The sequence below is a fragment of the Parasphingorhabdus sp. genome, from assembly GCF_048269915.1.
Lineage (GTDB): Bacteria > Pseudomonadota > Alphaproteobacteria > Sphingomonadales > Sphingomonadaceae > Parasphingorhabdus.
The window spans coordinates 1,020,528-1,046,015 of record NZ_JBLWTY010000001.1; the positions used below are offsets into that span (position 1 = coordinate 1,020,528).

Annotated in this window: 29 protein-coding genes; 25 read left to right on the forward strand and 4 right to left on the reverse strand. The window is 58.9% G+C overall.

Annotated elements, in window-relative coordinates; all coding sequences use genetic code 11:
• The first annotated feature begins 54 nt into the window (after positions 1-54).
• The 22 genes from ACN0WX_RS04875 (at position 55) to ACN0WX_RS04980 (ending at position 19,106) form a co-directional block, all read left to right on the forward strand.
• Positions 55-1,848, forward strand: coding sequence for a patatin-like phospholipase family protein (locus ACN0WX_RS04875; RefSeq protein WP_417621144.1), 1,794 nt, complete (start codon positions 55-57; stop codon positions 1,846-1,848).
• 171 nt (positions 1,849-2,019) lie between these two features.
• Positions 2,020-2,508: a hypothetical protein gene (locus ACN0WX_RS04880; RefSeq protein WP_417621145.1), complete on the forward strand. Its 489-nt coding sequence runs from the start codon at positions 2,020-2,022 to the stop codon at positions 2,506-2,508.
• A complete protein-coding gene (locus ACN0WX_RS04885; protein ID WP_417621146.1) occupies positions 2,501-3,892 on the forward strand; it encodes a DNA-packaging protein in 1,392 nt (463 codons plus the stop codon). Before ACN0WX_RS04880 ends, ACN0WX_RS04885 begins: the two co-directional genes overlap by 8 nt.
• Positions 3,893-4,053: 161 nt before the next feature.
• Positions 4,054-5,190 (forward strand): phage portal protein, encoded by a 1,137-nt coding sequence (locus ACN0WX_RS04890; RefSeq protein WP_417621147.1) that lies wholly within the window; start codon positions 4,054-4,056, stop codon positions 5,188-5,190.
• A gap of 297 nt (positions 5,191-5,487) precedes the next feature.
• Positions 5,488-5,796 (forward strand): DUF6127 family protein, encoded by a 309-nt coding sequence (locus ACN0WX_RS04895; protein WP_417621148.1) that lies wholly within the window; start codon positions 5,488-5,490, stop codon positions 5,794-5,796.
• The gene (locus ACN0WX_RS04900; RefSeq protein WP_417621149.1) at positions 5,793-6,209 is read left to right on the forward strand and encodes an HK97 family phage prohead protease; all 417 of its coding nucleotides are present in this window, start codon (positions 5,793-5,795) and stop codon (positions 6,207-6,209) included. The genes ACN0WX_RS04895 and ACN0WX_RS04900 overlap by 4 nt, the downstream gene beginning before the upstream one ends.
• 52 nt (positions 6,210-6,261) lie before the next feature.
• Complete coding sequence (locus ACN0WX_RS04905; protein WP_417621150.1) at positions 6,262-7,104, forward strand: DUF5694 domain-containing protein; 843 nt, start codon at positions 6,262-6,264, stop codon at positions 7,102-7,104.
• Positions 7,105-7,177: 73 nt separating this feature from the next.
• A complete protein-coding gene (locus tag ACN0WX_RS04910; RefSeq protein WP_417621151.1) occupies positions 7,178-8,350 on the forward strand; it encodes a phage major capsid protein in 1,173 nt (390 codons plus the stop codon).
• 103 nt (positions 8,351-8,453) lie between these two features.
• On the forward strand, positions 8,454-8,999 hold the full coding sequence (locus ACN0WX_RS04915) for a head-tail connector protein (protein WP_417621152.1): 546 nt from the start codon (positions 8,454-8,456) through the stop codon (positions 8,997-8,999).
• Entirely contained in the window at positions 8,999-9,325 is a 327-nt protein-coding gene (locus ACN0WX_RS04920; protein ID WP_417621153.1) for a head-tail adaptor protein, read from the forward strand. The genes ACN0WX_RS04915 and ACN0WX_RS04920 overlap by 1 nt, the downstream gene beginning before the upstream one ends.
• Complete coding sequence (locus ACN0WX_RS04925) at positions 9,322-9,543, forward strand: hypothetical protein (RefSeq protein WP_417621154.1); 222 nt, start codon at positions 9,322-9,324, stop codon at positions 9,541-9,543. Before ACN0WX_RS04920 ends, ACN0WX_RS04925 begins: the two co-directional genes overlap by 4 nt.
• Positions 9,540-9,938: a DUF3168 domain-containing protein gene (locus tag ACN0WX_RS04930; RefSeq protein WP_417621155.1), complete on the forward strand. Its 399-nt coding sequence runs from the start codon at positions 9,540-9,542 to the stop codon at positions 9,936-9,938. Before ACN0WX_RS04925 ends, ACN0WX_RS04930 begins: the two co-directional genes overlap by 4 nt.
• Before the next feature lie 47 nt (positions 9,939-9,985).
• Entirely contained in the window at positions 9,986-10,393 is a 408-nt protein-coding gene (locus tag ACN0WX_RS04935) for a phage tail tube protein (RefSeq protein WP_417621156.1), read from the forward strand.
• The gene (locus ACN0WX_RS04940; protein WP_417621157.1) at positions 10,386-10,712 is read left to right on the forward strand and encodes a gene transfer agent family protein; all 327 of its coding nucleotides are present in this window, start codon (positions 10,386-10,388) and stop codon (positions 10,710-10,712) included. The genes ACN0WX_RS04935 and ACN0WX_RS04940 overlap by 8 nt, the downstream gene beginning before the upstream one ends.
• Positions 10,712-10,924: a phage tail assembly chaperone gene (locus ACN0WX_RS04945; protein WP_417621158.1), complete on the forward strand. Its 213-nt coding sequence runs from the start codon at positions 10,712-10,714 to the stop codon at positions 10,922-10,924. Before ACN0WX_RS04940 ends, ACN0WX_RS04945 begins: the two co-directional genes overlap by 1 nt.
• Complete coding sequence (locus ACN0WX_RS04950) at positions 10,917-11,504, forward strand: tail tape measure protein (protein ID WP_417621159.1); 588 nt, start codon at positions 10,917-10,919, stop codon at positions 11,502-11,504. Before ACN0WX_RS04945 ends, ACN0WX_RS04950 begins: the two co-directional genes overlap by 8 nt.
• A 1-nt stretch (position 11,505) precedes the next feature.
• Positions 11,506-13,854, forward strand: coding sequence for a DUF2460 domain-containing protein (locus tag ACN0WX_RS04955; RefSeq protein ID WP_417621160.1), 2,349 nt, complete (start codon positions 11,506-11,508; stop codon positions 13,852-13,854).
• Complete coding sequence (locus ACN0WX_RS04960) at positions 13,851-14,669, forward strand: DUF2163 domain-containing protein (protein ID WP_417621161.1); 819 nt, start codon at positions 13,851-13,853, stop codon at positions 14,667-14,669. The genes ACN0WX_RS04955 and ACN0WX_RS04960 overlap by 4 nt, the downstream gene beginning before the upstream one ends.
• 26 nt (positions 14,670-14,695) lie before the next feature.
• A complete protein-coding gene (locus ACN0WX_RS04965) occupies positions 14,696-15,088 on the forward strand; it encodes a peptidoglycan endopeptidase (RefSeq protein ID WP_417621162.1) in 393 nt (130 codons plus the stop codon).
• Positions 15,089-17,314, forward strand: a complete 2,226-nt coding sequence (locus ACN0WX_RS04970; protein ID WP_417621163.1) for a phage tail protein — start codon at positions 15,089-15,091, stop codon at positions 17,312-17,314. It begins immediately after the preceding gene.
• Positions 17,315-17,359: 45 nt separating this feature from the next.
• Complete coding sequence (locus ACN0WX_RS04975; protein WP_417621164.1) at positions 17,360-17,809, forward strand: DUF2793 domain-containing protein; 450 nt, start codon at positions 17,360-17,362, stop codon at positions 17,807-17,809.
• A gap of 190 nt (positions 17,810-17,999) precedes the next feature.
• Positions 18,000-19,106 (forward strand): OmpA family protein, encoded by a 1,107-nt coding sequence (locus ACN0WX_RS04980; protein ID WP_417621165.1) that lies wholly within the window; start codon positions 18,000-18,002, stop codon positions 19,104-19,106.
• A gap of 239 nt (positions 19,107-19,345) precedes the next feature.
• Here ACN0WX_RS04980 and purQ read toward each other — a convergent pair whose 3' ends face one another.
• The 3 genes from purQ to purC form a co-directional block, all read right to left on the reverse strand.
• Positions 19,346-20,002, reverse strand: coding sequence for a phosphoribosylformylglycinamidine synthase subunit PurQ (gene purQ / locus ACN0WX_RS04985; RefSeq protein ID WP_417621166.1), 657 nt, complete (start codon positions 20,000-20,002; stop codon positions 19,346-19,348).
• Positions 20,002-20,244 (reverse strand): phosphoribosylformylglycinamidine synthase subunit PurS, encoded by a 243-nt coding sequence (purS, locus tag ACN0WX_RS04990; RefSeq protein ID WP_417621167.1) that lies wholly within the window; start codon positions 20,242-20,244, stop codon positions 20,002-20,004. The genes purQ and purS overlap by 1 nt, the downstream gene beginning before the upstream one ends.
• A gap of 185 nt (positions 20,245-20,429) precedes the next feature.
• On the reverse strand, positions 20,430-21,206 hold the full coding sequence (gene purC, locus ACN0WX_RS04995) for a phosphoribosylaminoimidazolesuccinocarboxamide synthase (RefSeq protein ID WP_417621168.1): 777 nt from the start codon (positions 21,204-21,206) through the stop codon (positions 20,430-20,432).
• 173 nt (positions 21,207-21,379) lie between these two features.
• Between purC and ACN0WX_RS05000 the strand changes: the two genes are divergently transcribed.
• The 3 genes from ACN0WX_RS05000 to parC all read left to right on the forward strand — a co-directional run bounded on the left by ACN0WX_RS05000 (position 21,380) and on the right by parC (position 24,961).
• Positions 21,380-21,835 carry a hypothetical protein gene (locus ACN0WX_RS05000; RefSeq protein ID WP_417621169.1) on the forward strand — a complete coding sequence of 152 codons (456 nt, stop codon included), beginning with the start codon at positions 21,380-21,382 and terminating at the stop codon, positions 21,833-21,835.
• A gap of 15 nt (positions 21,836-21,850) precedes the next feature.
• Positions 21,851-22,615, forward strand: coding sequence for a crotonase/enoyl-CoA hydratase family protein (locus ACN0WX_RS05005; RefSeq protein ID WP_417621170.1), 765 nt, complete (start codon positions 21,851-21,853; stop codon positions 22,613-22,615).
• A gap of 72 nt (positions 22,616-22,687) precedes the next feature.
• Positions 22,688-24,961, forward strand: a complete 2,274-nt coding sequence (parC, locus tag ACN0WX_RS05010) for a DNA topoisomerase IV subunit A (RefSeq protein ID WP_417621171.1) — start codon at positions 22,688-22,690, stop codon at positions 24,959-24,961.
• Between the two features lie 211 nt (positions 24,962-25,172).
• Here the strand turns inward: parC and ACN0WX_RS05015 are convergent.
• A partial coding sequence (locus ACN0WX_RS05015) for an AMP-binding enzyme (protein ID WP_417621172.1) occupies positions 25,173-25,488 on the reverse strand: 316 nt, incomplete at its 5' end.

The window sequence follows — 25,488 nt, forward strand, 5'->3', positions numbered from 1 at the left end:
ATCAACTAGGCTGGATAACAGGCGAAGGCGGGTCGCACCGATAGGGGATTTAGCGTGGCTGAACCGACTGAAATGCCAGATCTCGGGCGGCATGCCTTGTTTGAAGACGTGCCGCTGGAGGCGCTGACCGCGCTTCAGTCCGTTTCTGCAACGAGACATATCGCGGGCGGCGAAGTGCTGGTTCATCAGGGCGATGATGCCGATGCGCTCTATTTTGTCGAATCCGGCCGGTTTCGCGTGGTCATTAACAAAAATCGGATCGTGGCGCATATCGAAACGGGAGAAGCGGTCGGAGAGCTTGCCTTTTTTGCCGACGGCCAGCGAACCGCCGATGTTGTTGCGATGCGCGATTCGATCATCCGGGAAGTCTCGCGAAAGGCGTTTGATGACATTGCCGTGCGCTATCCGGAACTGAACGCCGCGATGCTGAAGCTGGTCTCGGAGCGGCTGGTGGTTGCGACGGCGCGAACCTCGTCCATATTATCGAGCCATCCGCGGGTGATTGCCTTGCTGCCCGCCGGAACCAGCACGCTGCCGGATGGATTTCTGATGCGCATGGCAGAGGCGTTTGATGCGGTGGTACGGCCGGATACGCCAGTGGTGCCGATCGACCGGGCGACGAGCGAAGCAGCCGATGCCCACGAATATCAATCGTGGCTGGCGGAACAGGAAGCGAGGGGTGCCTATGTCCTGATCGATGGCAGCGGATCGGAGGATTGGGGCCAGATGGTGTGCCGCAATGCCGATGCGCTGGTGATGGTGGCGCGGCCCGGCCCGACCAATCCCCAACCCAATGCGATGGAAGATGCCGCGATGGGCTGGATTGCGGAGCCACAACGAACCTTGCTGCTGCTCCGGACAAGCGCCGACAAGCAAATCAGCAAGAGCGGCGAATGGATTGATCCGCGCAGGCCCAAGCTGCATCATCATGTCGCGCTCGATAGCGATGCGGACTTTCACAAGGTTGCCCGTTTTCTGACCGGCCGGGCCGTTGGCGTGGTGCTGGCCGGCGGTGGCGCGCTGGGCTGTGCTCATCTCGGCGTGATCAAGGCTTTGCGACAGGCCGATATCCCGATCGACTTCATCGGCGGCGCGAGTGCTGGCGCGGCGATGGGCGGCGCGATTGCCCGCGGGATGACGGTGGAGGAGACGCTCGACCAGATGGAAGCGATGTTCATCCAGGCCAAGGCGATGAAGCGGCTGACCCTGCCGCTCTATTCCCTGCTCGACCCGACCGTATTCGACAGCGAGCTACGGAGCCGCTACGGGACCCGGGATATTGCCGACCAGCCGATCAATTTTTTCGGCGTCTCGACCAATCTTTCGAATAATGGTCTGCATATTCACCGGCGCGGTCCTCTGTGGGAATGCGTTCGGGCCTCGGGTTCGCTGCCTACGATATTGCCACCATTTATCGACAAGGATGGCAATATATTGGTCGACGGCGGGGTGCTCGACAATATCCCGGTCAAGGTCATGCACGGGCTCAAGGCCGGGCCGAATATCGTCGTGTCCCTCGGCGACCCACATGAAATATGGCGCACCGATGTCGAATATGACGATATTCGCGGGCGCTGGAGCTTGCTCAAGGATGTCATGTTGCGGCGCAAACGGAAGGCCGAATTCCCATCTATTGTTGAGATTATGTCGCGTTCGATGGTGGTGGCCAGCCGGATGGCGTCGAAGGAAATGCTCGGCGACCAGGACATATTGGTGAACCCTCCGATCATTCCGGACATGCAAATTCTCGACTGGCATCTTGGCCGGGAGTTGGCGGATATGGCGGCGGCATATATCAGCGAACATGTGCTGCCGACGATTGATCTGAACGATCAATTTACCAAATAGGTAAAAATATATTGACATCGTCACGCTATTTAGGTACAAATCAGGAACATCGAGAAATTGTGATTCGGGCCGACCGGCTCTGGACAGCACCGCCGCTCCGGCAAGGCTGTTCTCTCCGGACGGCCTTTTTTGTGCCCGGACCGTTTGTCGCGATCCGCGAAGGAGTATTTTATGGCCGCAACAGAAAGCGAGGGATGTTTGGATGACCGGCGCAAGCTGCGCTTCCTGAAATGTCTGGCAACCAGCTCGCATGTGAGCGCATCCGCAGAAGCGGCTCATATCTCTTTGTCGACCCTCTATCACTGGCGCACCCGGGATCCGGAATTCCGGCGCCGCTGGATGCAGGCGCTGGCGGCCGGCTATGAAATGCTGGAAATGGAATTGCTCGACCGGGCGCGCAACGGGGTGAAGAAGCATATTTTCCGCAACGGCGAGCCAGTCGCGACGGTGCGCGAACATAATGACGGGATCGCGGTCAAACTGTTGCTGGCGCACAAGCAGATGGTCGCGCTGACCCGTGCGGCAGAGGAGGAAATGAGCGCCGAACAAGTGCGCGCAAGCCTCGACCGCAAGCTCGGCAATATGCGCGCGAAGCTGCTCCGCCGCCGGGCGCTCGCCGAACAGCAAAACGGCCCGTTGGCGACAGCCGCCGATGAATGAGATATCCGAGGCGGAAATTTTCGCCGAATGGACAGCGGCCGAACGGAAGCAATTTCTCTCCCGTCTGAGCGCAAGCGAGCAGCAGGAATTTCTGTACTGTTGGCCCTTCTGGGCGCGGCCCGAACAAAAGCCTCCTGCCGGCGACTGGGCAATCTGGCTGATCATGGCGGGCCGCGGTTATGGCAAAACCCGGGCCGGGGCCGAGTGGGTGCGCAGCATCGCGGAAAGCGATGGCAGTGCCCGCTTTGCCCTGGTTGGCGCGAACTATGGCGAAACCCGCACGGTCATGGTCGAGGGCGAAAGCGGCCTGCTGTCAATTGCGCCGCCCCAGCAACGCCCAACATGGGAACCGTCGCTGAAGCGCCTCAGCTGGGAGAGCGGGGCAGAGGCGCATCTCTATTCGGCTGCCGAACCGGAAGGCTTGCGCGGCCCGCAGCACAGCCATGCGTGGTGTGACGAGATTGCCAAATGGATGAACAATGCCGGCCAGGCCGAAGCCGCCTGGGACAATCTGAAAATGGGACTGCGCCTCGGTTATCGGCCGCAGCTGGTCGCGACGACAACACCGCGGCCAGTGCCGCTGGTGCGGGCGCTGGCCAAGGGTGACGGGATTGCGATCAGCAAGGGCCGGACGCTGGACAATGATTTGCATCTGCCGGTTCCGTTCCTGACCGCTATGACAGCGGATTATGGCGGCACAAGGCTGGGGCGTCAGGAACTGGACGGGGAACTGATCGAGGAAGTTGAAGGGGCCTTGTGGACAAGGGCGATGATTGAGGCGTGTCGGGTCGGCGATGCGGCCGTTCGTGTCGAGCGAAGTCGAGCCACTTGCGCCAGCCGGAACCGGTCTCTCGACTACGCTCGAGATGAACGGAAGATTGGCTTTGCCAGAATCGTGATCGGTGTCGATCCGCCAGCCTCCGCAACCGGTGACGCTTGCGGCATTGTCGTCGCGGGACTGGGGGTTGACGGGAAAGCTTATATTCTGGCCGACTGCAGCGTTGAAAAGGCCAGCCCGGAAACCTGGGCGCGCAAGGTGGCTGATGCAGCAGACCGCTTCGCTGCCGACCGGGTTATCGCCGAAGCCAATCAGGGTGGCGCGATGGTTAAATCGGTGCTGCACGCGGCGAAGATTTCGCTGCCGGTGAAACTGGTCCACGCTTCGCGCGGGAAAGTCGCGCGGGCCGAACCGGTGGCGGCGCTTTATGAAAATGGGCGTGTCCATCATGTTGGTGCCTTTCCGCAGCTGGAAGACGAGATGTGCGGGTTGCTGGTTGGTGGCGATTATGAGGGGCCGGGGCGTTCGCCGGACCGGGCGGATGCCCTGGTCTGGGCGCTGACGGAATTGATGCTGGGGAAGGCGCGGGAGCCGAGGGTGCGGTGATGTGCCTCTGCGCAGGCAGGGGTCCATCTCGGGAAGCTATGGCATTCGCAATGGGGCTCGTTTGCGCCAAGAGTTGGCTGGAGCGCTCGCCTATTCCCGAGCGAATTTGAGATAATGCAGGAGATGTGCCCCTGCCTGCGCAGGGGCACAGGAGAACAAAAATGACATTCTGGGAAAATCTCTCCCTCGCCTTCAAGGGCGGGCGTGGATCATTGCGGCCGCCTTTGGGGCGCAGCTATATCGGCACTTATGGTGGCGCGGCTTTTTCGGGGGACGCGCCATTTTCTTATGAGGGCCGGGTGCGCGAGGCCTATGTCGAAAATGCCATTGCCCAGCGCGCGGTACGCATTGTTGCCGAAGGGGTCGGCGGCGCGCCGCTGGTGCCGGTCGATGACACAGTCGCCGGCCTGGTCGACGCGACCAGCGCCAGCCAGTCATTGCTCGAAACCATCGCCGCGCATTTGCTGCTCCATGGCAATGCCTATGTGCAGCTGATCTGCGGCGCGGATGACCAGCCCAGCGAACTTTATGCGCTGCGGCCCGACCGGATCACTGTCGAGCCGGATGCCAAGGGCTGGCCGATAGCCTATCAATATCGCGCCGGTGAACATCGCACGCGTTTTGCCGCGCAGGATGCGATGGGTCGGCCGGCGATCGTGCACTTGAAGGGCTTTCACCCGACCGATGACCATTATGGGCTCGGCTGTCTGGGTGCGGCGGCAAAAGCAGTGGCGGTGCATAATGCGGCGGCGAAATGGAACAAGGCGATCCTGGATAATGCGGCGCGGCCTTCGGGCGCGCTGGTCTATGATCCGGGTGCCGATGGATCGGCGCTGACCGGGGAGCAGTTTGACCGGCTGAAGGCCGAAATGGATGCAAGTTTTGCCGGGGCGGGCAATGCCGGGCGGCCGATGCTGCTCGAGGGCGGTCTGAAATGGCAGTCGATGAGCATGACCCCGGCGGATATGGATTTTGTCGCGCTGAAAGAGGCAGCAGCGCGGGAGATTGCGCTGGCCTTTGGCGTGCCGCCGATGCTGCTCGGGCTGCCCGGCGACAATAGCTACGCCAATTATCGCGAAGCCAACCGGGCGCTCTGGCGGCTGACGATATTGCCGCTGGCGGGGAAGATACTGGATGGCCTGTCGGGTGCGCTACGGGCCTGGTGGCCGGACGTGAAGCTGGCGGTGGATCGCGACCAGATTCCTGCCTTGTCAGAGGATCGGGAGCGGTTGTGGAAACAGGTTTGCGAGGCGGACTTTCTGTCGAAGGAAGAGAAACGGGCGATGCTGGGGGTGTGAAGAGTCTATTTGTCTCGCGGCAGTTCGCTGCGCGAACGCCTCCGACGGGGTGTTTATATTTTAACCTCAGACGCCGGGCGCGGGCATCCGCCCGCTTGGCTATCCTCGCTACGCTGCGGGCGCGCGGTCGCGCTTGCCTCCCCTTCGGGTCGGTTCGGCGCCTTCATTCGTGGCTAGTTTTTAACCGAGGCGGAGCCGAGGCAAGGCCGACCGGCCGCCGCGCCTTATGGCGCGGAAGCCAAGGGCGCGGATGCGCCCGCCCGGCGCTTGAGGTCTAAAAAAGGAACATCAATTAAAATGACTAACGAGGAAATGCTCGCCCGCCTGATGGCGCAGGCGGAAGGCGATGGCGCTGATCTGGTGACATTGCGGGCGATTGTCGAGGAGGCGACGGACAGCGGCGCGGTACGGGTGCTTGACCGGCTGGGTCTGTCCGATCCGGGCGCGGAGGATGATATTGACGAATTGCGCGAGCTGCTCCGGGCCTGGCGGGACGCGAAGGCGAGTGCATGGAAGGCGGCGATCCGCTGGATCGTGCGGGGGGTGCTGGCGCTGTTGCTGGTTGGGATCGCGATGCGGCTGGGTCTGGGGCATCTGGTATCGTGAGCGGCCTGCGCTTCGCCGGCTATGCCGCGATCTTCGACCGGATCGACAAGGGCGGCGATATCATTCGCCCTGGTGCGTTCGGAGATCTGGCGGACGGGCAATCTTTGCCGCTGCTCTGGCAACATGATCCGCACCAGCAGATCGGCCGCGTCGACCATGTGCGCGAGGACCGGCGCGGGTTGCGGGTGATTGGCACGATATCGACGGCGACGCGGGCGGGCCGCAATGCGGCGGCCGGTCTGGCGAGTGGCGCGGTGCAGGGATTGAGTTTCGGCTATCGGGTAAACCGCTCATCCGGTCAGGAGCCGCGCGAGTTGATGGATATCGACGTCGCAGAAATTTCGCTGGTGACATTTCCGATGCAGCCATGGGCGCGCGTTCACCGGGTGGACGGACAGGCCGATTTTTCTTGATCGCCTCCTGTCGAGGAGTATTATTACACTAATACACTGAGGAGGAAGACATATGAAAACCCTTTTTGCGACCGTGCTGGCGCTTTGCTTTGCGGCTCAGCCGGCTCTTGCGGATGACAGCGCCGGCGAGGCGCGCGAACCGGTTCGGGTGATGGTGCTGGGTGCCTATCATTTTGCCAATCCGGGTGCCGATCTGAACAATGCAAAAGCCGATGATGTGCTCACACCCAAGCGGCAGGAGGAGCTTGCGACTCTGGCGGAGACGCTGAAGAGGTTTCAACCGACGGTTGTCGCCGTCGAAGCAAGAGCCAAGCCGCCTTATGCGGATGCCGGCTTTGCCGAGTTCCAGCCGGAGGATCTGACAAGGGAACGTAACGAAGTGGTGCAAATCGGCTACCGCGTCGCCCATGCCGCCGGCATCCGGAAAGTCTATGCGATTGATGAGCAGCCGTCAGAGGGAGAGCCGGACTATTTTCCCTATGGCCGCGTCCAGCAACAGGCCGAGGAAACCGGCGACGCCGAGCGTCTCAAGATCATGTCGGATTTTGGTCCGATGATGGCCAGGTTTGAAGAGGAGCAGAACATCAAGTCCATTCCAGAGTTGCTCATGTTCTGGAATGGCGACTCACTGCCGGACGAATTCTACTGGAACATCATCACCATCGGCGAGGGCGAAAAACAGACGGGCGCCGAACTCGCGGCCTACTGGTTCATGCGCAATGCGAAAATATTCAACAAGATGGTGCAGGTGACCAAGCCGGGTGACCGGGTAATCCTGGTCTATGGCAGCGGCCACAGGGCCTGGCTGCGCGAAATGATCGAGAAAACATCAGGCTACGAGCTGGAGCCGGTGCTGCCCTATTTACAGCAGGCTGCTGACGCCCTGTCCGACTAGAAAAGGACCAACCAGAAACTCAAGGCCGCCCCTCACCGGGCGGCTTTTTTTATGCCCAGAAGAAAGGAAGAATATGGAACGCTCCCCCGAAACGCCGCTCGAAACAAAGGCCGATCCGCTCGCAGAATCTTTTGACGCGGTGCTGATGGCCGAAGATGTCGCCAATCAAAGCCATGAAATCAAATCGCTGCGCACGGATGTGGATGGCCTGAAAACGCAAATGTCCGATATCTCAAAGGCTTCGGCCCGGCCCGTGCTGGACGGCGCGAAGGGGTTGCCGTCTTCGCCCGCCGCGCAGGAATTTGTCGCCAAATATCTCCGGCGCGGTGATCATCGCGGTGTCGAGCTGAAAAGCTTTTCCGGCGCGTCCGGGCCCGAAGGCGGCTTTGCTGTGCCGCAGGAAATTGATGCGCTGATCGGGGCGACGCTCAAGGACATCTCGCCGATCCGTTCGATCGCGACGGTGGTGCAGACCGGCAGTGCCGGTTATCGCAAGCTGGTCACCACGGGCGGCACGCCATCCGGCTGGGTCAGCGAGACCGCTGGCCGTCCGGAAACCGATACGCCGGATTTCAACGAGATCGCACCGCCGAGCGGAGAGCTTTACGCCAATCCGGCAGCGTCCCAGGCGATGCTCGATGATGCCGCTTTTGACGTTGAGTCCTGGCTGGCGGACGAAATTGCTCGCGAATTTGCCCAAGCCGAAGGCGCGGCCTTTGTCGGTGGCTCTGGTGTCAATCAACCACGCGGTTTTCTCAATGCGGCGGTGACCGACGAGGCTGATGATGTCCGGGCCTTTGGCTCGCTGCAATATGTGCCGTCGGGCGCGACAGGTAGCTTCGACAGCGAGGATGCGCTGGTCGATCTCGTCCACACGCTGCGTCCCGCTTACCGGCAGGGCGCGTCCTTCGTGATGAACAGCTCGACGCTCGCCCATATCCGCAAGTTCAAGACCGCGGACGGGGCGTTTCTGTGGCAGCCGTCGCTCGCCAACGGACAGCCGGCGACCCTGCTTGGCTATCCGGTGGTCGAGGCCGAGGACATGCCCGATATTGCCGCCGACAGTCTGTCGATCGCCTTCGGCAATTTCCGTGCCGGCTATCTGATCGCGGAACGCAGCGCGACCAGCATCCTGCGCGATCCGTTTACCAACAAGCCATTTGTCCATTTCTACGCAACCAAACGCGTCGGCGGGCAGCTCATGAATTCGGAAGCGATCAAGCTGATGCAGTTCAGCGCTTCCTGAAGCCCTTGCTGCGCTTCGGCGCAGCGCGCCCGTGCCGGTTGCTCCCCCTCTCGATCCGGCACGGGCGCATATTTCGAAAATCTAGTGAAAGGATGCCGCGACCGTGAGCTTCCCCATTGCAGACTGGCCGGATGTGCCGGCGGATCTGATCGCTGAGGTCAGGGATTTTGTCCGGATTGATCATGACGCCGATGACGCCGCCATCGACGCGTTTCTGCGCAGCGCCGCGTCGTTGTGCGAGGATTTTACCGGGCAGATGCTGATCATCCGGTCGGTGACCGATATGTTGCCGACGCGCCAGGCGTGGCAAAAGCTGAAGCGGCTGCCGGTGCAGTCGATAGCTTCGGCCGAGCAGGTGGGCGCGGACGGGCCTGCGGCGGTACTGGCGGTGGAAGATTATGCCGTCGACATTGATAGCGACGGTATCGGCTGGATCCGGCTGCACCGGGGCGACGGCGGTTCGCGGATTCGCTTGAGCTATAGCGCTGGATTGGCGACGGATTGGGACGAACTGCCTGCTGGTCTGCGCCAGGGGATCGTGCGGATGGCGGGCTATTTCTATGCCAATCGTGACGGCGTCGATGCCGGTGGCCCGCCGAGCGCGGTGACCGCTTTGTGGCGACCCTATCGGCGGATGAGGGTAGCGTAATGGAACAGGAATTTTCCGGCATCTTGCGCGAACGCATATCGATTGAGCGGCAGACTGCTGGTCGCGATGCGCTGGGCTCCGCCGAGCTGCAATATACCACGGTTGGCGTCTTCTGGGCAGCGGCAGAAGCTCTGCACGGCGGAACCGCCAGTGAAGCGGAGAGCCGTTCGGCCATGCCGCGCTGGCGGTTCATTTTGCGCGAAACATACGCGATCAAGCCGGGCGACCGGCTGGTCTGGGGCGACCGGATCATGACCATAGCGAGCGTGATTCCGGAACATCGCTTAATCCCGAAAACCATTCTGCAGGCGGAAGAAAAAAGATGATGGAAAAGTTGCAAAAACGCGGCGATGCCCTTGCCAGGCAACATCTGGCGGATGCCAGATCCGAAATCAAATCCGCGCTGACCGCAGAACTACCGGAAAATGCCCGTGTCACCGAAACTCCCGGCGGCGTCCAGGTGGAGGCGCCGCAACTCGGGAAGCAACTGATCGAGAATGGCAGCCTGCGCGATGTCGCCTTTCTGATGCGGGGTGTGCGATGAGCAGCGCGCTGGAAGCGGTGCAGCGGCAACTGATCATGGCGCTGAACGCTCATCTGCCGCTGACCGCCGAGATCAGCGGCATTTTCGATGGCGCGCCGCCGCGTGCGGCTTTTCCCTATATCGCGCTGGCCACCGGAGCATCGCTCGACTGGAGCCACAAGAGCGGGATTGGCCGGGAGCTGAGTCTCGCGCTCTCCATCCACGACGACGGCGCGGCAGCGGCGCGGCTTCATCGGCTGATGGCACTGGTCGAAGAGGCGCTGGAACCCGGGCTAATCGACCCCGAAGGCTGGCAGCTTGTCACCTTTGACTACCGCCGAAGCCGGATTATCCGCAGCGCGACTAGCGCCTGGAACGGCCTGATCGAATATCGCGCGCGCGTGTTGAGAGATTAGTTCCCCTGCGCGGGATCGCAAATTCCCTAAATGAAGGAACCCAGAATATGGCAGCAGAAAAAGGCAGCGCCTTTCTCCTGAAAATCGGCGATGGCGAGAGTCCGCCGACTTATACGACAATCGCTGGTCTCAGGACCACGCAAATGACCGTGAATGGCGAGCCGGTGTCGATCACCAGCAAGGATAGTGGTGGCTGGCGACAGCTTTTGTCCGGTGCGGGGATTCGCTCGGTTTCGGTCTCCGGGGCCGGAGTATTCACCGGCTCGGATGCCGAAGTCCGGATCAAGGGGCATGCGCTCGGCGGCGTCATCGATTCCTATGAACTCAGTTTTGAAGGCGGCGAGCGGATGCAGGGCGATTTTCTGGTCGCGCGGCTGGATTATAGCGGCGATTATAACGGCGAACGCAGCTATACGCTCAGCCTTGAAAGCTCGGGCGCGGTGATCAATGTCTGACCCGGCTAATATGCTTCGCGGCGAGGTCAGCTTGCTGATCGAGGGTGAGCGCATTGTTCTGCGACCGACCTTCTCTGCGCTGGTCGCTGCCGAAGAGGAGCTCGGTTCCCTCTTCGATCTTGTCGAGCGAGCATCGCGCGGGCAGTTGAAGCTCGGCGAGATTGCGGTTCTGTTCTGGCATTGCATCCGCGACCGACCGAATCATTTGACGCGCGACAAACTGGGCACGGCTATTGCGGCATTGGGCCTCACAGGGGTGACGCCATCGCTTAAAATCTTGCTCAAGCAGATATTGCAAGGCCAGTCCCCGGAAAGCTGATGGCCGAAAGATTTGGCGCATCCGCAGCGCATCTGGCGGGTCTTGTGCCACTCATCCTTGGCTGGACACCGGACCAGTTTTGGCGCGCGACTCCGGAGGAGCTGACCGGCCTGTTCCGGGCTCTCGGCGTCCAGGAAACTGGTCTTGGCCTGGCGTCGCCGCTCGACCGTTCCACCTTTGAACAACTGAAAGAAACCTATCCCGATGGATGAAGAAATCGAACGTCTGGTGGTTAGCGTGCGCGCTGATACCGCCGGCTTTGCCAAGGATGTGGCGGACATGAAAGGGCAGCTCGACGGCCCGTTTGCATCTGGACTGCAACGGGCAGGCTCGGCTCTGGAAAGCACCCTCAGCCGCGCGATCCGGCGTGGCACTCTGGATTTTGAAGATCTCCGCCGGGTCGCGCTTTCGGTAATCAATGACATTGCCAGCGCCGCAATCAATGGCGGCCTGCAAAGCTTGTTTGCTGGCGGCTCTGGCAGCTATGGTGGCGGCTTGGTCAGTATCGGGACATCCTTGCTCGGTGCCTTTCTGGGTGCGCCGGGCCGGGCAACCGGCGGTCCTGTTACCGGCGGGCGGGCCTATCGAGTCGGCGAGCAAGGGCCGGAGACATTCATTCCTGCGTCGGCGGGACGCATTGAACCGAGTGTGCCCGCTAGCGCCGCACCCAGTATCCGGCTTACGATCAACATTTCAGACCATGGCCAGGGGAGCGCACCGGAACAGATGCGCCGATCCAGTCGCCAGGTGGCGCGGGCGGTGCGCAATGCGCTGGCCGCGAAGGCGGGCTGATATGGGTTTCTGGCTGGCAGACAAAAGAACAGCGCAGCGCAGCAGCTTCATCCAGCGGTTCGATCCCCGGTTCTGGACGATCAATTTCCCGCGTCCGATGATGGCCTCGGTGGTGACAACGGCACCCGATGCGTTGCGCATCGATGCGGTCTTCTACAATAGTGACGATCTGGCGGGTCTGGTCTGGGACAGCGAAGACAGGCTCGACCACCCTCTTTTGGCCTATGAAACCCTGACCGATTATTCGCGGCTCAGCTGGCAGTTTCGCTGGCGATCCTCCGGCATCATGCCGCTCGATGCAATTAATGGCCCGACGCTGACGATTGAAGGGCGGGATGCAGCGGGTGTAACGAAATCCTGGTATGTCCGTCTGTGGAACTACGCCAGCGGCACACCGACGGATGCGCAGATTTCTATAGAATTTTCAAAGGTGGACGGGGGCTTTCTGTTACCCGGAGAGGCCGATCCGGTCTTCCCCGAAAATATCGACCGGCTGTTCATTTCGGTCATTCCGCCGGAATATGATGAGCAGGGCTTGCGATACGCTACGCCGAAAATCGGCTGGATTGAAATGAGTGCGATCCGCACCGACGGACAGGGCGCGGTGCTCGAGATCGGCGATGTCATGATCCCGGAAAACGGCCTCGCGATGGCGACCGCTTATGACGACAGTTTCAACCAGACACCGGAACGATTGCTGCGGATGATCCGTGCGCTGGGCTATCGCGGGTCGATCAATCATTATCTCGGGATGAGCCATTATTTCCGGCTCGAGAGCGCAGGGGAAGGTCTTTACGTGACCCTTTCTGCGTCTCAATCGGGGGAGGAATATGCGGCTATCAACCAGCCCGCAACCATGTGGCACCGCGATCTGATCACCCGCGCCGAGGCGATGGATTTCACCGTCATTTTGTCGCTCTCTTATGAATTATTCGATGCACATTGCTGGCACGACTGGAAACAGCGCGCGGAAAATGGCGATCCGGCACTGACCGGCTGGGAACCACCTTCGACCTTGCTCTCGCCGGCCAATGGCAATGCCATGGCCTATCTGCAGGCTATCGCGCGCGCTTTCGTGGCAATCGCGCGCGACGCTGATGCCAGTATCCGCTTCCAGATCGGCGAGCCATGGTGGTGGATCATGCCGGACAAGCGCATTTGTCTCTATGACGCCGCCGCGACTGCAGCTTTAGGGGTGAATTCGGTCGGTATCGCATCGATTGAAGGGCCAAAAACTGTTCAGCAGGAAGCGATGCTCGATCAGGCCGGAGCGATTTTGGCGCAGTCCACCGCCACCTTGCTGGACGCGGTCAGAGACGAGGCCGGCGTTGTCCCGGTCGAAACGCTGCTGCTCGCCTATTTGCCGACGATTCTTGACGAGGACGCGCCGGAGGCAAAGCGCGCAAATTTGCCGACGGGATGGGCAACGCCGGCCTTCGATATCTTGCAACTCGAAGATTATGACTGGGTGATTGCCGGCAATCGAGCGGCGACCGGCAGCGGCATAGAAATGGCAACCCAGCGGCTCGGCTATCCGGTCGACCAGCAGCACTATTTCTCCGGCTTTGTCCTCGCCGCCGAAGACCGGCCGGTCTGGACCTATATGGCGGACGCTATCGCCGACGCAAAGCAACGCGGCACGTCGGAAATCCATATCTGGGCGCTGCCCCAAGTTGCGCGCGACGGATTCACCTATTTTCAGGAAGAGGAAGAGGATGTGAACGCCTTTGACGACATACAATTCCCGCTCGCAATTGGCCGCGGGGCTAGCGTGTCACCGGGATTTTCCACCAATATCGTGACGACCGTTTCCGGCCATGAAACCCGCAACAGCGACTGGGCCGATGCCCGGCTCGAAATCGACGTCGGGCCAGGCATCAGAAGCGAGAAGGAATTGCGTGATCTGATTGCCTTTTTCCGGGCGCGCCGGGGGGCGGCAAAGGCGTTTCGCTTTCGAGATCCTTATGACTATAGTTCACATGACATGGTCAGTGCACCGACGCCATCCGACCAGGTTCTCGGCAATGGTGATGGCCAGCGGACCCGATTTCCACTGGTCAAAAACTACGGTGATGCTGCCGGCGAAGCGCAGCAACGACGGATCACCCGGCCCGATCCGGATTCGCTCCAGGTAGCAATTGACGGGCAGTTGGTCGGCAACTGGTCGCTGGCTGAGGCCGGGATGGTGGCGTTTGTTACACCGCCACCCGAGGATAGCGAAGTCACCGCCGGCTTCCTGTTCGACGTTCCCGTGCGATTTGCCAGCGATCAGTTGTCGGTCAGTCACACGACATTTCTGGCCGGGGACATAGCGGAGGTATTTTTGATCGAGGTAAAGGAAACGTCATGAACCTCGACTGGTTTGACCGGGATGTCACCACCACCGCCTATCTCTGGCGGCTGGAGCGCGCAGACGGGATCGTGCTTGGATTTACGTCGCATGATCGCGATCTGGTTATCGACAGTTTTCGCTATCGCGCGACGCCGGGAATGGTGCCATCATCAATCGCGCTCTCCGACAGTCTGGCTGTCGACAATGTCGAAATTGCCGGTGTCATGACGAGTGCGGCGATTGCAGAAACGGACATCGATGCCGGACGATGGGATGGTGCGCTGCTCTATATCTCGCTCGTCGACTGGGAACAGCCGGATGCACAGCCATTGCCGCTGATTTGCGGCGAATTTGGCGAAATTGTCCGGTCAGGGGAGATGTTTACCGTTGAAATCCTGGGGGCATCCTCGCTTTTGAACGAGCCGATAGCGCCGCTGACATCGCCGACTTGCCGAGCCGAATTTGGCGATCGGCAGTGTAAGCTCAGCCTCCATCGTCACCAGTGGGAAGGCCGGATTTTGTCGGTTGATGGAGAAGAGATAAAGATCGACGGTCCGGAGGATATGGCGGTCGATTTTATCTTCGGTTCCCTGCGTATTCTCGACGGTGCCAGTTGCGGGCTCAGCCTGGCGATCATCGACGGGCAGGGGACAATTGTCAGGCTGGCCGATCCGCCATCGCCGTGTCTTGCTGAAGGCACCAGGATATTGCTTACCGAAGGGTGCGACAAGAATTTTGCAACTTGCCGGGACCGGTTTGCCAACAGCGTGAACTTTCGCGGCGAACCCTATTTGCCCGGAAATGATTTGCTGACGCGCTATCCCGGCGCGTGAAACATAAGGATTGGAGGCCAATAAAAATGGCGGAAAAGGCAGTGTCGCTGTGCGGCGCGCGATTTTGCCTGCACGGGCGGGACGAAACAACCGGACTGGATTGTATCGGACTCGCCGCGCAATGCCTGATTGCCGCTCGTTTTCAGTGCGATATTCCCAACGGTTATTCGATTCGGGGCGGGTCAGAGCAGGCGATTGGGGCATTCATGGCAGAAACCGGTTTCGAGCGGTTCCCGCCGACTGCCGAACTGTGCGAAGGCGATATCGTTCTGGTCAGGCCCAGTCCGGTTCAGTGGCATTTTCTGATCCGCGCGCAAAATGGCTTTGTCCATGCCCACGCCGGACTGGGCAAGGTTGTATTTTGTCCCGGAGAGGCACCATGGCCGATCGTCTCGATTTTCAGATTGGCGGAGGATTGAATGGCGACTTTGGTGTTAACCGCCGTGGGTTCTGCGGTCGGTGGACCGATTGGCGGCGCGATTGGCGCGATAATTGGCCAGCAGGTTGATCAGAATATTCTTTTCGAACCGAAGGGCCGGGAAGGTCCGCGGTTGCCGGAACTGGCCGTTCAGACATCGAGCTATGGAGCGCAAATTCCCCGCCTATTCGGCAAGATGCGTGTCGCCGGGACGGTGATCTGGGCGACCGACCTGAAAGAAACCCGCAGTCGGCAAGGGGGAGGAAAAGGACGGCCGAGCACAACGGTTTACAGCTATTCTGCCTGTTTCGCCGTGGCCCTGTCCTGCCGCCGGATCCGCGACATCGGTCGCATTTGGGCGGATGGCAAAATATTCCGGGGGGCGGCCGGAGATTTTAAAACCGAAACGCAATTTTCCTTTCACGCGGGATGTGAGGACCAGCTTGTCGACGGGCTGATGGCCAGTGCAGAGGCGGCGGGCGGGACACCTGCCTATCGTGGCTATGGTTTGGCTGTTTTCGGCGATATGGATCTGGCGGAATATGGCAATCGAATCCCGTCGCTGACCTTTGAAGTGATGGCCGACGACGGCTCGATAATGATCGCCGATATTATTGCGGATATTTCGGGTCAGCGTATTGCGTTGTCAGCGGGTGAAGCGGTCATTGGCTTTGCGGCCGGGGGGGAGGATCGACAGGCTGCCTTGCGGTCGCTAACCGATTCGATTCCCTTGTCCTTCTCATCCGACCCAGACGCGATTGACCATATTGCTGCGGAGGTTCGTGCCGGTGCGGATATAGCGACCGCCCTGACAATCGACAGCGATGTTGTGCACGCGGCTGGAAATCAGGAGATCGCGCCCCTGAAACAGCACACAGCCTCGGCTGCCGCAGCACCCCGGCAGATGTCGGTCCGCTATTATGATCCGGCGCGCGACTATCAAGCGGGCATTCAATCCGCGTTTCGGCCGGGAACCGGCCGGCTAGCGCATGTCCGAGAATTTCCTGCGGCGATAACGGCCGACGGCGCCAAGACAATCGCCCGCTCAGCGCTTTGGTCGGAATATGACGGGCGCTCGACCTTAAGCTTTTCCGTGCCCTTGCGCGGCACTATCTACCGGCCCGGCATGCTGACGAAATTCGAAGCATTTCCAGGGCTGTGGCGGATTCGTCAATGCGAAATGCGTTCGGGCTTTGTGCAATTATCCCTGACCAGAGCGCGTGCCATCAGAGGCCTGACTCTGGTCGGATCGGAAGAAGGCAGAATCATAGCGGATTCCGACCTCCGTGCCGGAGTGACTCGTCTGGTTCTGGTCGACTTGCCATTCGCGCTTGATGCGCCAGCCGCCGTGTCAGATTCAGCCAGACTTTACGCTGCCGCAGCCGGGGACATCGGATGGCGAAACGCGCAGCTTTTTGCGTCTGGTTCAGATGGTACGCCGGGAGAATATATCGGTCAGATACCTGCGCCGACCATCATGGGCGTCGCGTCAGCGGCGCTCGGCTCGGCGAATGCTGCATTGGTCGACCGGTTAAATCATATCGACGTGGACTTGCAGCATTCTGCGATGGCGCTGCGCCATGCTGATGACCCGCAATTGCTGGCCGGGAGTAACATTGCCATGATCGGTCAGGAAATTATCCAGTTTGGGAAAGCTCTATCGCTCGGAAATGGCCGATACCGGCTGTCTCGCCTTTTACGCGGTCTCGGTGGAACAGAAGCCGAAATTACGCGGCATAGCGTTGGAGAAGCTTTTGTGTTGCTTGACGCCGGGTCGATGCTGGAAATTGGCTCTGCCGCTTATATGCCTTTCTCCCCCGCTGAGCTATTTGCGCTAGGACGAGATGACGGCGTTCCTGTCTTCGCTGCGATAGCGACGCCGGGCCGGGCATTGATGCCCTGGTCACCGGTTCACGCGAAATGGCACTTCCTCGACAATGGAGATCTAGAAATTGGCTGGACCCGACGGTCCCGGGGCGGCGTGATCTGGGCGGATCATATCGACGTGCCGCTGGCCGAGGAAGTCGAGAAATATCGGGTGGAGTTGTCGATGGATGACGATTTCGAAGCAGCGATCCTAATGGAGGCCGGCGTTCCGTATGTCATTATATCTTCGATCCAGATCGCACCGCTAATATCCGGTAACGTCGATCATGTAGCCGTCAAAGTCCGGCAAATTGGATTGTACGGTCTTTCCGAGCCACTGGCGTTTCAAATCTCACTTTGAATCCATTCTGTTTTAACTTCGCAATATTCCGGGAAAGACAAGAACATGACGATATTGGAAACAGCACGGTTTAGACTTGCACTTCTGTCGGCGGGACAAGCGCACAAAGAATTGTTTCACAATGAAGCGCTGGCGCGGCTCGATTTTTTGATTCACCCGACGGTACAGGCAATAGAGACTGATCCAGCAACCGTCGTACCGGTTCCGGGGCAGTCATGGTTGGTGGGTCCGGGCGCGGTCAATGACTGGTTTGATCATGATAATCAAATCGCGGGCTGGACGGAAAATGGCTGGTTGTTCATCTCGCCGATAATGTCGATGCGTGTGTTTGTCGAATCAAGTGGATGTTTCGTAGTTTTCAACGATTCGTGGCACTTGGCGGATGCAATAGGAAGTCCGGTAGGGGGCGCTGTCGTTGATACAGAGGCCCGAGTGGCCATCGATTCGATTTTGGCTGCGCTGCGGGTGCAGGGAATTTTCAAGCCCGGCCCTTAAAAACGTATTATGATGGTGATTGGTCAGACATTTTTACCAATTCGAAAGATTTCGAACGCGATTTTTCGGACTAAATGCCGAAAATGGCGACATTTTCGCAACAGTTCTGCAATTTGGTCGCTTGCACTGGCCAGAGCGAGAGGTTAGAAAGCAGCGTGAATTTAGAACCTAAATGAGAAGGGGAATATAAATGCGGAAGCTTGCCTTAGGAATGGCGCTTGCCTCCACGGCGCTTGCTACGCCAGCACTGGCTCGTGATGACCAGTGGTATGTTGGTGTAGAAGGCGGCGTAATGATCGTTGAGGATCTTTCAATTGATCTCGGCGGTGTTAGCAATGCACTAGAAGTTGATCATGACGTAGGTTATGATTTTGACGGTATCGTCGGTTACGATTTCGGTGGTTTCCGATTGGAAGCTGAAGTCGGATATAAAGCTGCTGCGACCGATCGTTTGCAAGCTGGCGCGCCTGGTATCGCTTCAATCGCCAACGGCGGTGGAAACTTCATTGGCGTGACCCCAATCGCTGGCGAAACCAACGCTCTCAGCTTCATGCTGAATGGCTTGTTGGACTTCGGTGATGATGACGGCCTGCAGGGTTTTGCTGGCGGTGGTGTCGGCGTTGCCCGGACCGAACTGTCGCATATTTTTGCCGGACCCTATCTTGATGATTCGGACACGGGTTTTGCATGGCAGTTGCTCGCAGGGGTTCGCGCTCCGTTGAGCGATAGCTGGGATGTTGGTCTGAAATATCGCTTCTTCAATGCCGATAAGGTTAATCTCGTTGACCAGCGTGGCAACGAAGCCAACACGCGTCTGCGGTCGCACTCGGTGCTGGGTAGCTTGATCTATAACTTCGGCGGCGAACCAGCGGCACCACCACCGCCACCGCCTCCACCACCACCACCACCACCACCGCCACCGCCACCACCGCCACCACCGGCAGTATGTGCGCCTGGCCCTTATATTGTGTTCTTTGACTGGGATCAGTCGGATATCACACCAGAAGCGGCTTCGGTGCTCGACAATGCGGTTACCGCATATGGTGATTGTGGTTCGGCTCAGGTCATGCTGGCTGGTCACGCTGACAAATCTGGTTCTGCCAGCTACAACGTCGGTCTGTCCCAGCGTCGTAACGAAGCTGTTCGTGCGTATCTTGAATCGCGCGGCATCAGCGGCGGCGTTATCTCGAGCGAAGCCTTCGGTGAATCGCGTCCTCGCGTTGAAACCGCAGACGGTGTTCGCGAACCGCAGAACCGTCGTGTGGAAGTTATGTACGGACCTGGTTCCGGTAACTAATACCAACACGGTAAGTAATTATGAAAAGGGCTGGTCTTCGGACCGGCCCTTTTTCTTTTGCGGACGGGGTAAGCCTCTAATTGGTCGCGGCATGTCTATGATATTTCGAGCTCGGATGAACGGCGGGCGATCGATTTCAGCCCGGCTATTGCTTTTGCCATATTAGAATCGCACGTGCAGCAAGGGCACGAATTTTTGCGGGACCGGCACAGCCGAACGAACCCGCTGTTCGAACTATTCTAGCTGAACAGGCTTTCGAAAAGTTTTAATCCGTCGGTGCCGCCGTGTTTGGCATCAATGGCGCGCTCGGGATGCGGCATCATTCCCAGGACATTGCCTGCCTGGTTGATGATGCCGGCTATATTACGGGATGAACCGTTGATGTCGCTTTGATAGCGAAAGACAATCTGCCCTTCATTTTCCAACCGGTCCAATGTCTGATCGTCGGCAAAGAAATTGCCGTCATGATGCGCCACCGGGATCGAGATCGCCTCGTTTTCCTGATAGCGGGAGGTGAACAGGGTGTTGGCATTGACGACGTCCAGATTGACATCCTTGCAAACAAAATGGATGTTTTTGTTCCGCATCAGCGCCCCTGGGAGCAATCCGGTTTCGGTGAGTATCTGAAATCCGTTGCACACGCCCAAAATCCGCACGCCGCGTCCAGCCGCTTCAATAACCGCCTTGATGATGTGGGAACGGGAGGCCATGGCACCCGATCGCAGATAGTCACCGTAGGAAAAGCCGCCAGGAATGGCGATAACGTCGAGGCCCGGCGGCAGGGTGCTGTCACCATGCCACACCATATGGGGCTTGTGACCAGAAACCGTCTCCAGCGCGACGGCCATATCACGGTCGCAATTGGAACCGGGGAAAACGATCACCGCAGATTGCATCAGGAATGTGTCTCCGGCATCTCGATCTGATAATTTTCAATGACCGTATTGGCGAGCAGTTTGTCACACATTTTTTCAATGTCTGCTTGGCTCACGGAAGCGTCAAGATCAAGTTCGATCAGTTTACCGGCACGGACGTCATTCACGCCCGAAAAATCCAGGCTTTCCAGTGCATGATGAATGGCCTTGCCCTGAGGGTCCAATACGCCATTTTTCAGCGTTACAAATATTCTGACTTTCATCCTTCGCCCTCGCGCTGCTCCGCTGCTCATATCGCCTTGCTATAGCGCCAAGTTTAGCCGGGGCAAGAGCAAGTAGGCAAAATGGGAAGACCTGTGTTTCCGAACCGGCATTTCCACTTCGGAAATATTATGTGAATTGGATATTCCTGCGGCGATGCTCTCCGTCCGGCAGAATATACTGCTGGCTATTTCCCGCGCTTTTTCCGTTCGCTATTAAGATCCAGAACTTCGCTGACGCCTTCTGGGAAAAGCCCCAGGCGCCGCGCAACTTCCTGATAAGCCTCTGCTTCTCCACCCAGATCGCGGCGGAACCGGTCCTTGTCGAGCTTCTCGTTGGTCTTGATATCCCAAAGACGACAGCCGTCGGGGCTGATCTCGTCGGCGAGGATGATCCGCGAAAAATCGCCTTCGAAAATCCGGCCGAACTCGAGCTTGAAATCGACCAGCCTGATGCCAATCCCGGCGAACATGCCGGCCATGAAGTCATTGATCCGGATAGCCATGGAAGAAATGTCCTGCATCTCCTCCTGAGTAGCCCAGCCGAAACAGGCAATATGTTCTTCGGCGACCAGTGGATCACCGAGTGCATCATCCTTGTAGCAATATTCCAGCAATGTGTGGGGTAGTGGGGTGCCCTCTTCAATGCCCAGGCGCTTGGATAGCGAACCGGCAGCGACGTTGCGAACTATCACTTCAATCGGCACAATCTCGACCTGTTTGACGAGCTGCTCGCGCATATTGAGCCGGCGGATGAAATGGCTGGGGATACCAATATGGCCGAGCAAGGTGAAAATATGCTCGCTGACGCGATTATTGATCACGCCCTTGCCATTGATCGTGCCTTTTTTCTCTGCATTGAAAGCAGTGGCATCATCCTTGAAATATTGGATGATGGTGCCAGGCTCCGGGCCTTCGTACAGAATCTTGGCCTTGCCTTCATAAATTTGGCGACGACGGGACATTGCATGGTTCCACTTCGCAAAGAGAGCGACAAAAAATCATGCCCCGACGGTTCGAATCATGGCTGATTGAACGGATCGGGGCAGCGAAGCCTGTCTATATGCCAATCCGGCTTGCGGTGCAATGAATCCCGTTTCATGATATCTGCTCGGACGGATGAACGGGAATGGACGCGATGACCAAATATGCCACGATCGATGAAGTCATGAACACGCTCTATGAGTGTATCTCCGGACCACCGGGCGGGCAGGATTGGGAGCGGGATCGTGAAATCTATCATCCCCGCGCGCTGATCACCCGGACCCGGATCGAGGATGGTCGGCCGGTTGCCTATACGTTCAGCTATGATGAATTTGTCGAGGCGACGATTCCCTTGCTGGAAGGCCGCAGCTTTTACGAGATCGAAATCGGCCGCAAGACCGACCGGTTCGGCCAGATTGCCCATGTCTATTCCACCTATGAGGCTCGCGAAACACCGGACCATCCGGAGATACAGTTCCGCGGCGTCAACATGGTGCATTTGTGGAACGACGGTACGGACTGTTCCGGGCGCTGGTGGATCATGAGCATCATCTGGGACAATGAGCGGGAAGGTCTGAATTTGCCGGAAGAGTGGCTGCAGCCTGCATAGGATGAGGAGAGGCAAGTGACTGTAGCTTTCGAAACGCGTGAGAATATCGCAATTGTCACCATCGACCGTCCCGAACGGCGCAATGCAGTGGATGGTCCCACGGCGCAGCTGTTGTTCGATGCTTTCGAGCATTTTGACCGCGACGAAAGTCTGAGCGTCGCTATTCTTCGCGGCGCTGGTGGCAATTTCTGTGCTGGTGCCGATCTCAAGGCGGTTGCAGCAGGGGCAGGGAACCGGGTCGAGGAAACCGGGCCGCTGGCCCCCATGGGGCCAACGCGGATGCAGCTTTCCAAGCCGGTGATTGCCGCTGTTGAAGGCTTTGCCGTGGCCGGCGGCATGGAACTGGCCCTGTGGTGCGATCTGCGCGTCATGGCCAAATCTGCACGTTTCGGGATTTTCTGCCGGCGCTTCGGTGTGCCCCTGATCGATATGGGGACGGTGCGGTTGCCGCGCCTGATCGGGCAGTCGCGGGCTAGCGACCTGATCCTGACCGGCCGCGAACTGCTGGCCGAAGAGGCTTTTGATATCGGACTTGCCAACCGCTTGGCCGATGATGGTGCGGCGCTCGATACCGCGCTCGAACTGGCCAGCCAGATCGCGGCCTTTCCGCAGCGCTGTTTGCGCAATGACCGCAGGTCCATGCACGAGCAATGGTCGCTGGACCACGACAGCGCGATGCGGAACGAGTTGTTGCTCGGTAAGGAAACGCTGCGCAGCGGCGAAACTTTGTCTGGCGCGACCGCTTTTACCCAGGGCAAGGGGCGGCACGGAGCCTTCTAGTCGCTAGCGGAATTCCGCTCTGTTTGATTTTCGCTCTACACAGCGAGAATCCACCCTGCTATCGCAACGCCCATGAGTGATGTAACCGATGCGCCCGAAGCGGCTCCCGAAGATGAATTTGACGCGATAGTCGAGGCGCCCTTTGATGCGGCGCTGTCCGAGCGCTATCTGATTTATGCCATGTCGACGATCACCGCGCGGTCGCTACCCGATCTGCGTGATGGGCTGAAGCCGGTCCACCGCCGTTTGCTGTGGGCGATGCGGCTGCTCAAGTTAGACCCGTCGCAAGGTTACAAGAAATGCGCCCGTGTGGTCGGCGATGTTATCGGTAAATATCATCCGCATGGCGACCAGTCCGTCTATGACGCAATGGTCCGTCTCGCCCAGACCTTCTCGCTGCGCTATCCCTTGGTCGACGGGCAGGGAAATTTTGGCAATATCGATGGCGATAACGCCGCGGCTTACCGCTATACCGAGGCCCGGCTGACTCGCACAGCGATCGAGCTGATGCACGGCCTCGACGAAGGCACGGTCGATTTTAAACCCACTTATAATGGTGAGGATGAAGAGCCGGAAGTGATGCCCGGCCTGTTCCCCAATCTGCTCGCCAATGGTGCCAGCGGCATTGCCGTGGGCATGGCAACCAGTATTCCGTCGCACAATGTCCACGAGATTATCGACGCGGCGACGCTCCTGATTGATAGTCCCAAGGCCGAACATGCCGAGATCATGGCCATCATAAAAGGTCCTGATCTCGCCACAGGCGGCACCCTGGTTGACCCGAAGTCTGTCATTGACGCCGCTTATGAAAGCGGACGCGGTGCGATGCGGGTGCGCTGCAAGTGGGAGAAGGAAGACGCCGAAGGGCGCGGTGCGTGGCAGATCGTTGTCACCGAAATCCCCTATCAGGTGCAAAAAGGCAAGCTGATCGAACAGATCGCCCAGATCATTGCAGACAAGAAATTGCCGATCCTCGCCGATATTCGCGATGAATCCGACGAGCAGGTGCGGATCGTGCTTGAGCCGAAAAATCGCGCGGTCGACCCGGATGACCTGATGAACGCGCTGTTCCGGATGAGTGATCTGGAAAACCGCTTCTCGCTCAACATGAATGTTCTGGACAAGGACCGGGTGCCCAAAGTGATGGGTATCAGCGAAGTGCTGAAACAATGGATTGTCCACCAGATCGAAGTGTTGGTCCGGCGTTCGCAGCACCGGCTAGACAAGATTGATGCGCGCCTCGAGTTGCTCGAAGGCTATATCATCGCCTATCTCAATCTCGACCGGGTGATCGAGATTATCCGCAACCATGACGAACCCAAGCCGCTGTTGATGGAAGAGTTCAAGCTTACCGACAGGCAGGCCGAAGCAATCCTCAACATGCGCCTGCGCAGCTTGCGCAAGCTGGAAGAAATGGAATTGCGCAACGAGCGCGACAAGCTGCTTGAGGAACGTGATGGTCTGGAAAAGCTGATCGATAGCCCTGCGCGGCAGAAAACACGGCTCAAGAAAGATTTGGCGGAATTGCGAAAACTTTATGCCGAGGATACCGCGTTGGGCGCGCGCCGGACGATGCTGATCGAGGCTGCACCGGCGAGGGAAATTTCGCTGGAAGCGTTTATCGAGAAGGAACCGGTCACCGTCATCATGTCGCAGCGCGGCTGGGTGAAGGCGATGAAGGGTCACGCCGACCTTTCTGCTCCGGACAGTTTCAAGTTCAAAGAGGGCGATGGGCCAAAATTCGCCTTTCACGCGCAGACCACAGACAAGCTGCTGATGTGTTGTGACAATGGCCGTTTTTACACGATTGGTGCGGACAAGCTGCCCGGTGCGCGCGGCTTTGGCGAGCCGGTCGGATCGATGGTCGATCTCGAGGCCGGGGCAGAACCGATAGCGCTGATGGTCGCGGATATGAAGGCCAAGCTGCTCATAGCCTCGACCTGGGGGCGCGGTTTCATCGCCAATATCGCGGATGTGGTGGCCGAGACCAAGAAGGGTCGGCAGGTTGCCAATCTGAAAGGGGATGCGCGGTTGCTGGTGGTGCGGCCGGTGCCGGAAAACGCCGACCATGTCGCAGCGATTGGCGAGAATCGCAAGCTGGTCGTCTTCTCTCTCTCCGAAATGCCTGAAATGGCCAGGGGGCAGGGCGTGATGCTGCAACGATACAAGGACGGCGGCCTGTCCGATGCGACGGTATTCAAATTGGAAGACGGCCTGAGCTGGGCGATGGGCGGCGAGACGGGGCGTACGCGGACCGAGAATGACCTGACCATGTGGCGTGTCGCGCGCGGCGCCGCCGGACGCCTGCCGCCGACGGGATTCCCGAAAACGGGCAAGTTTGATTGAGCGTCATTGTTTTTTCGCTGAGGGAGAAGGAAAAAAGCCTTTCCGGCTTCACCGGTGAGGTCCAGTGGGATTAGCGGGCGCTGTTGCAAAGGGACAAGCCGACCTTCGCCCCGCTCCGACTAGGTCAGCGAGATGCTGGCCACTGGATGCGGAGCCCTGAAGGCAGGAAGCTGAACTCCGGTAGGGCCCTGCATCAACTACGGAGCATAGCTTACCGGTTTAATCGTCCTTTGATCAGATTATCAACAACGCCGGGATCTGCAAGCGTCGAGGTATCTCCCAGGGCGCTATATTCATTTTCGGCGATTTTGCGCAAGATACGGCGCATGATCTTGCCGCTGCGGGTCTTGGGCAGAGCGGGGGTCAGGTGGAGATGGTCGGGCGTCGCGATCGGTCCGATTTCGGTGCGCACATGGGCGCGCAGTTCGGCGACCAGTTGCTCGCTATGTTCCTCGCCGGCGTTGAGCGTGACATAGCAATAGATGCCCTGACCCTTGATATCGTGCGGATAGCCGACCACCGCCGCC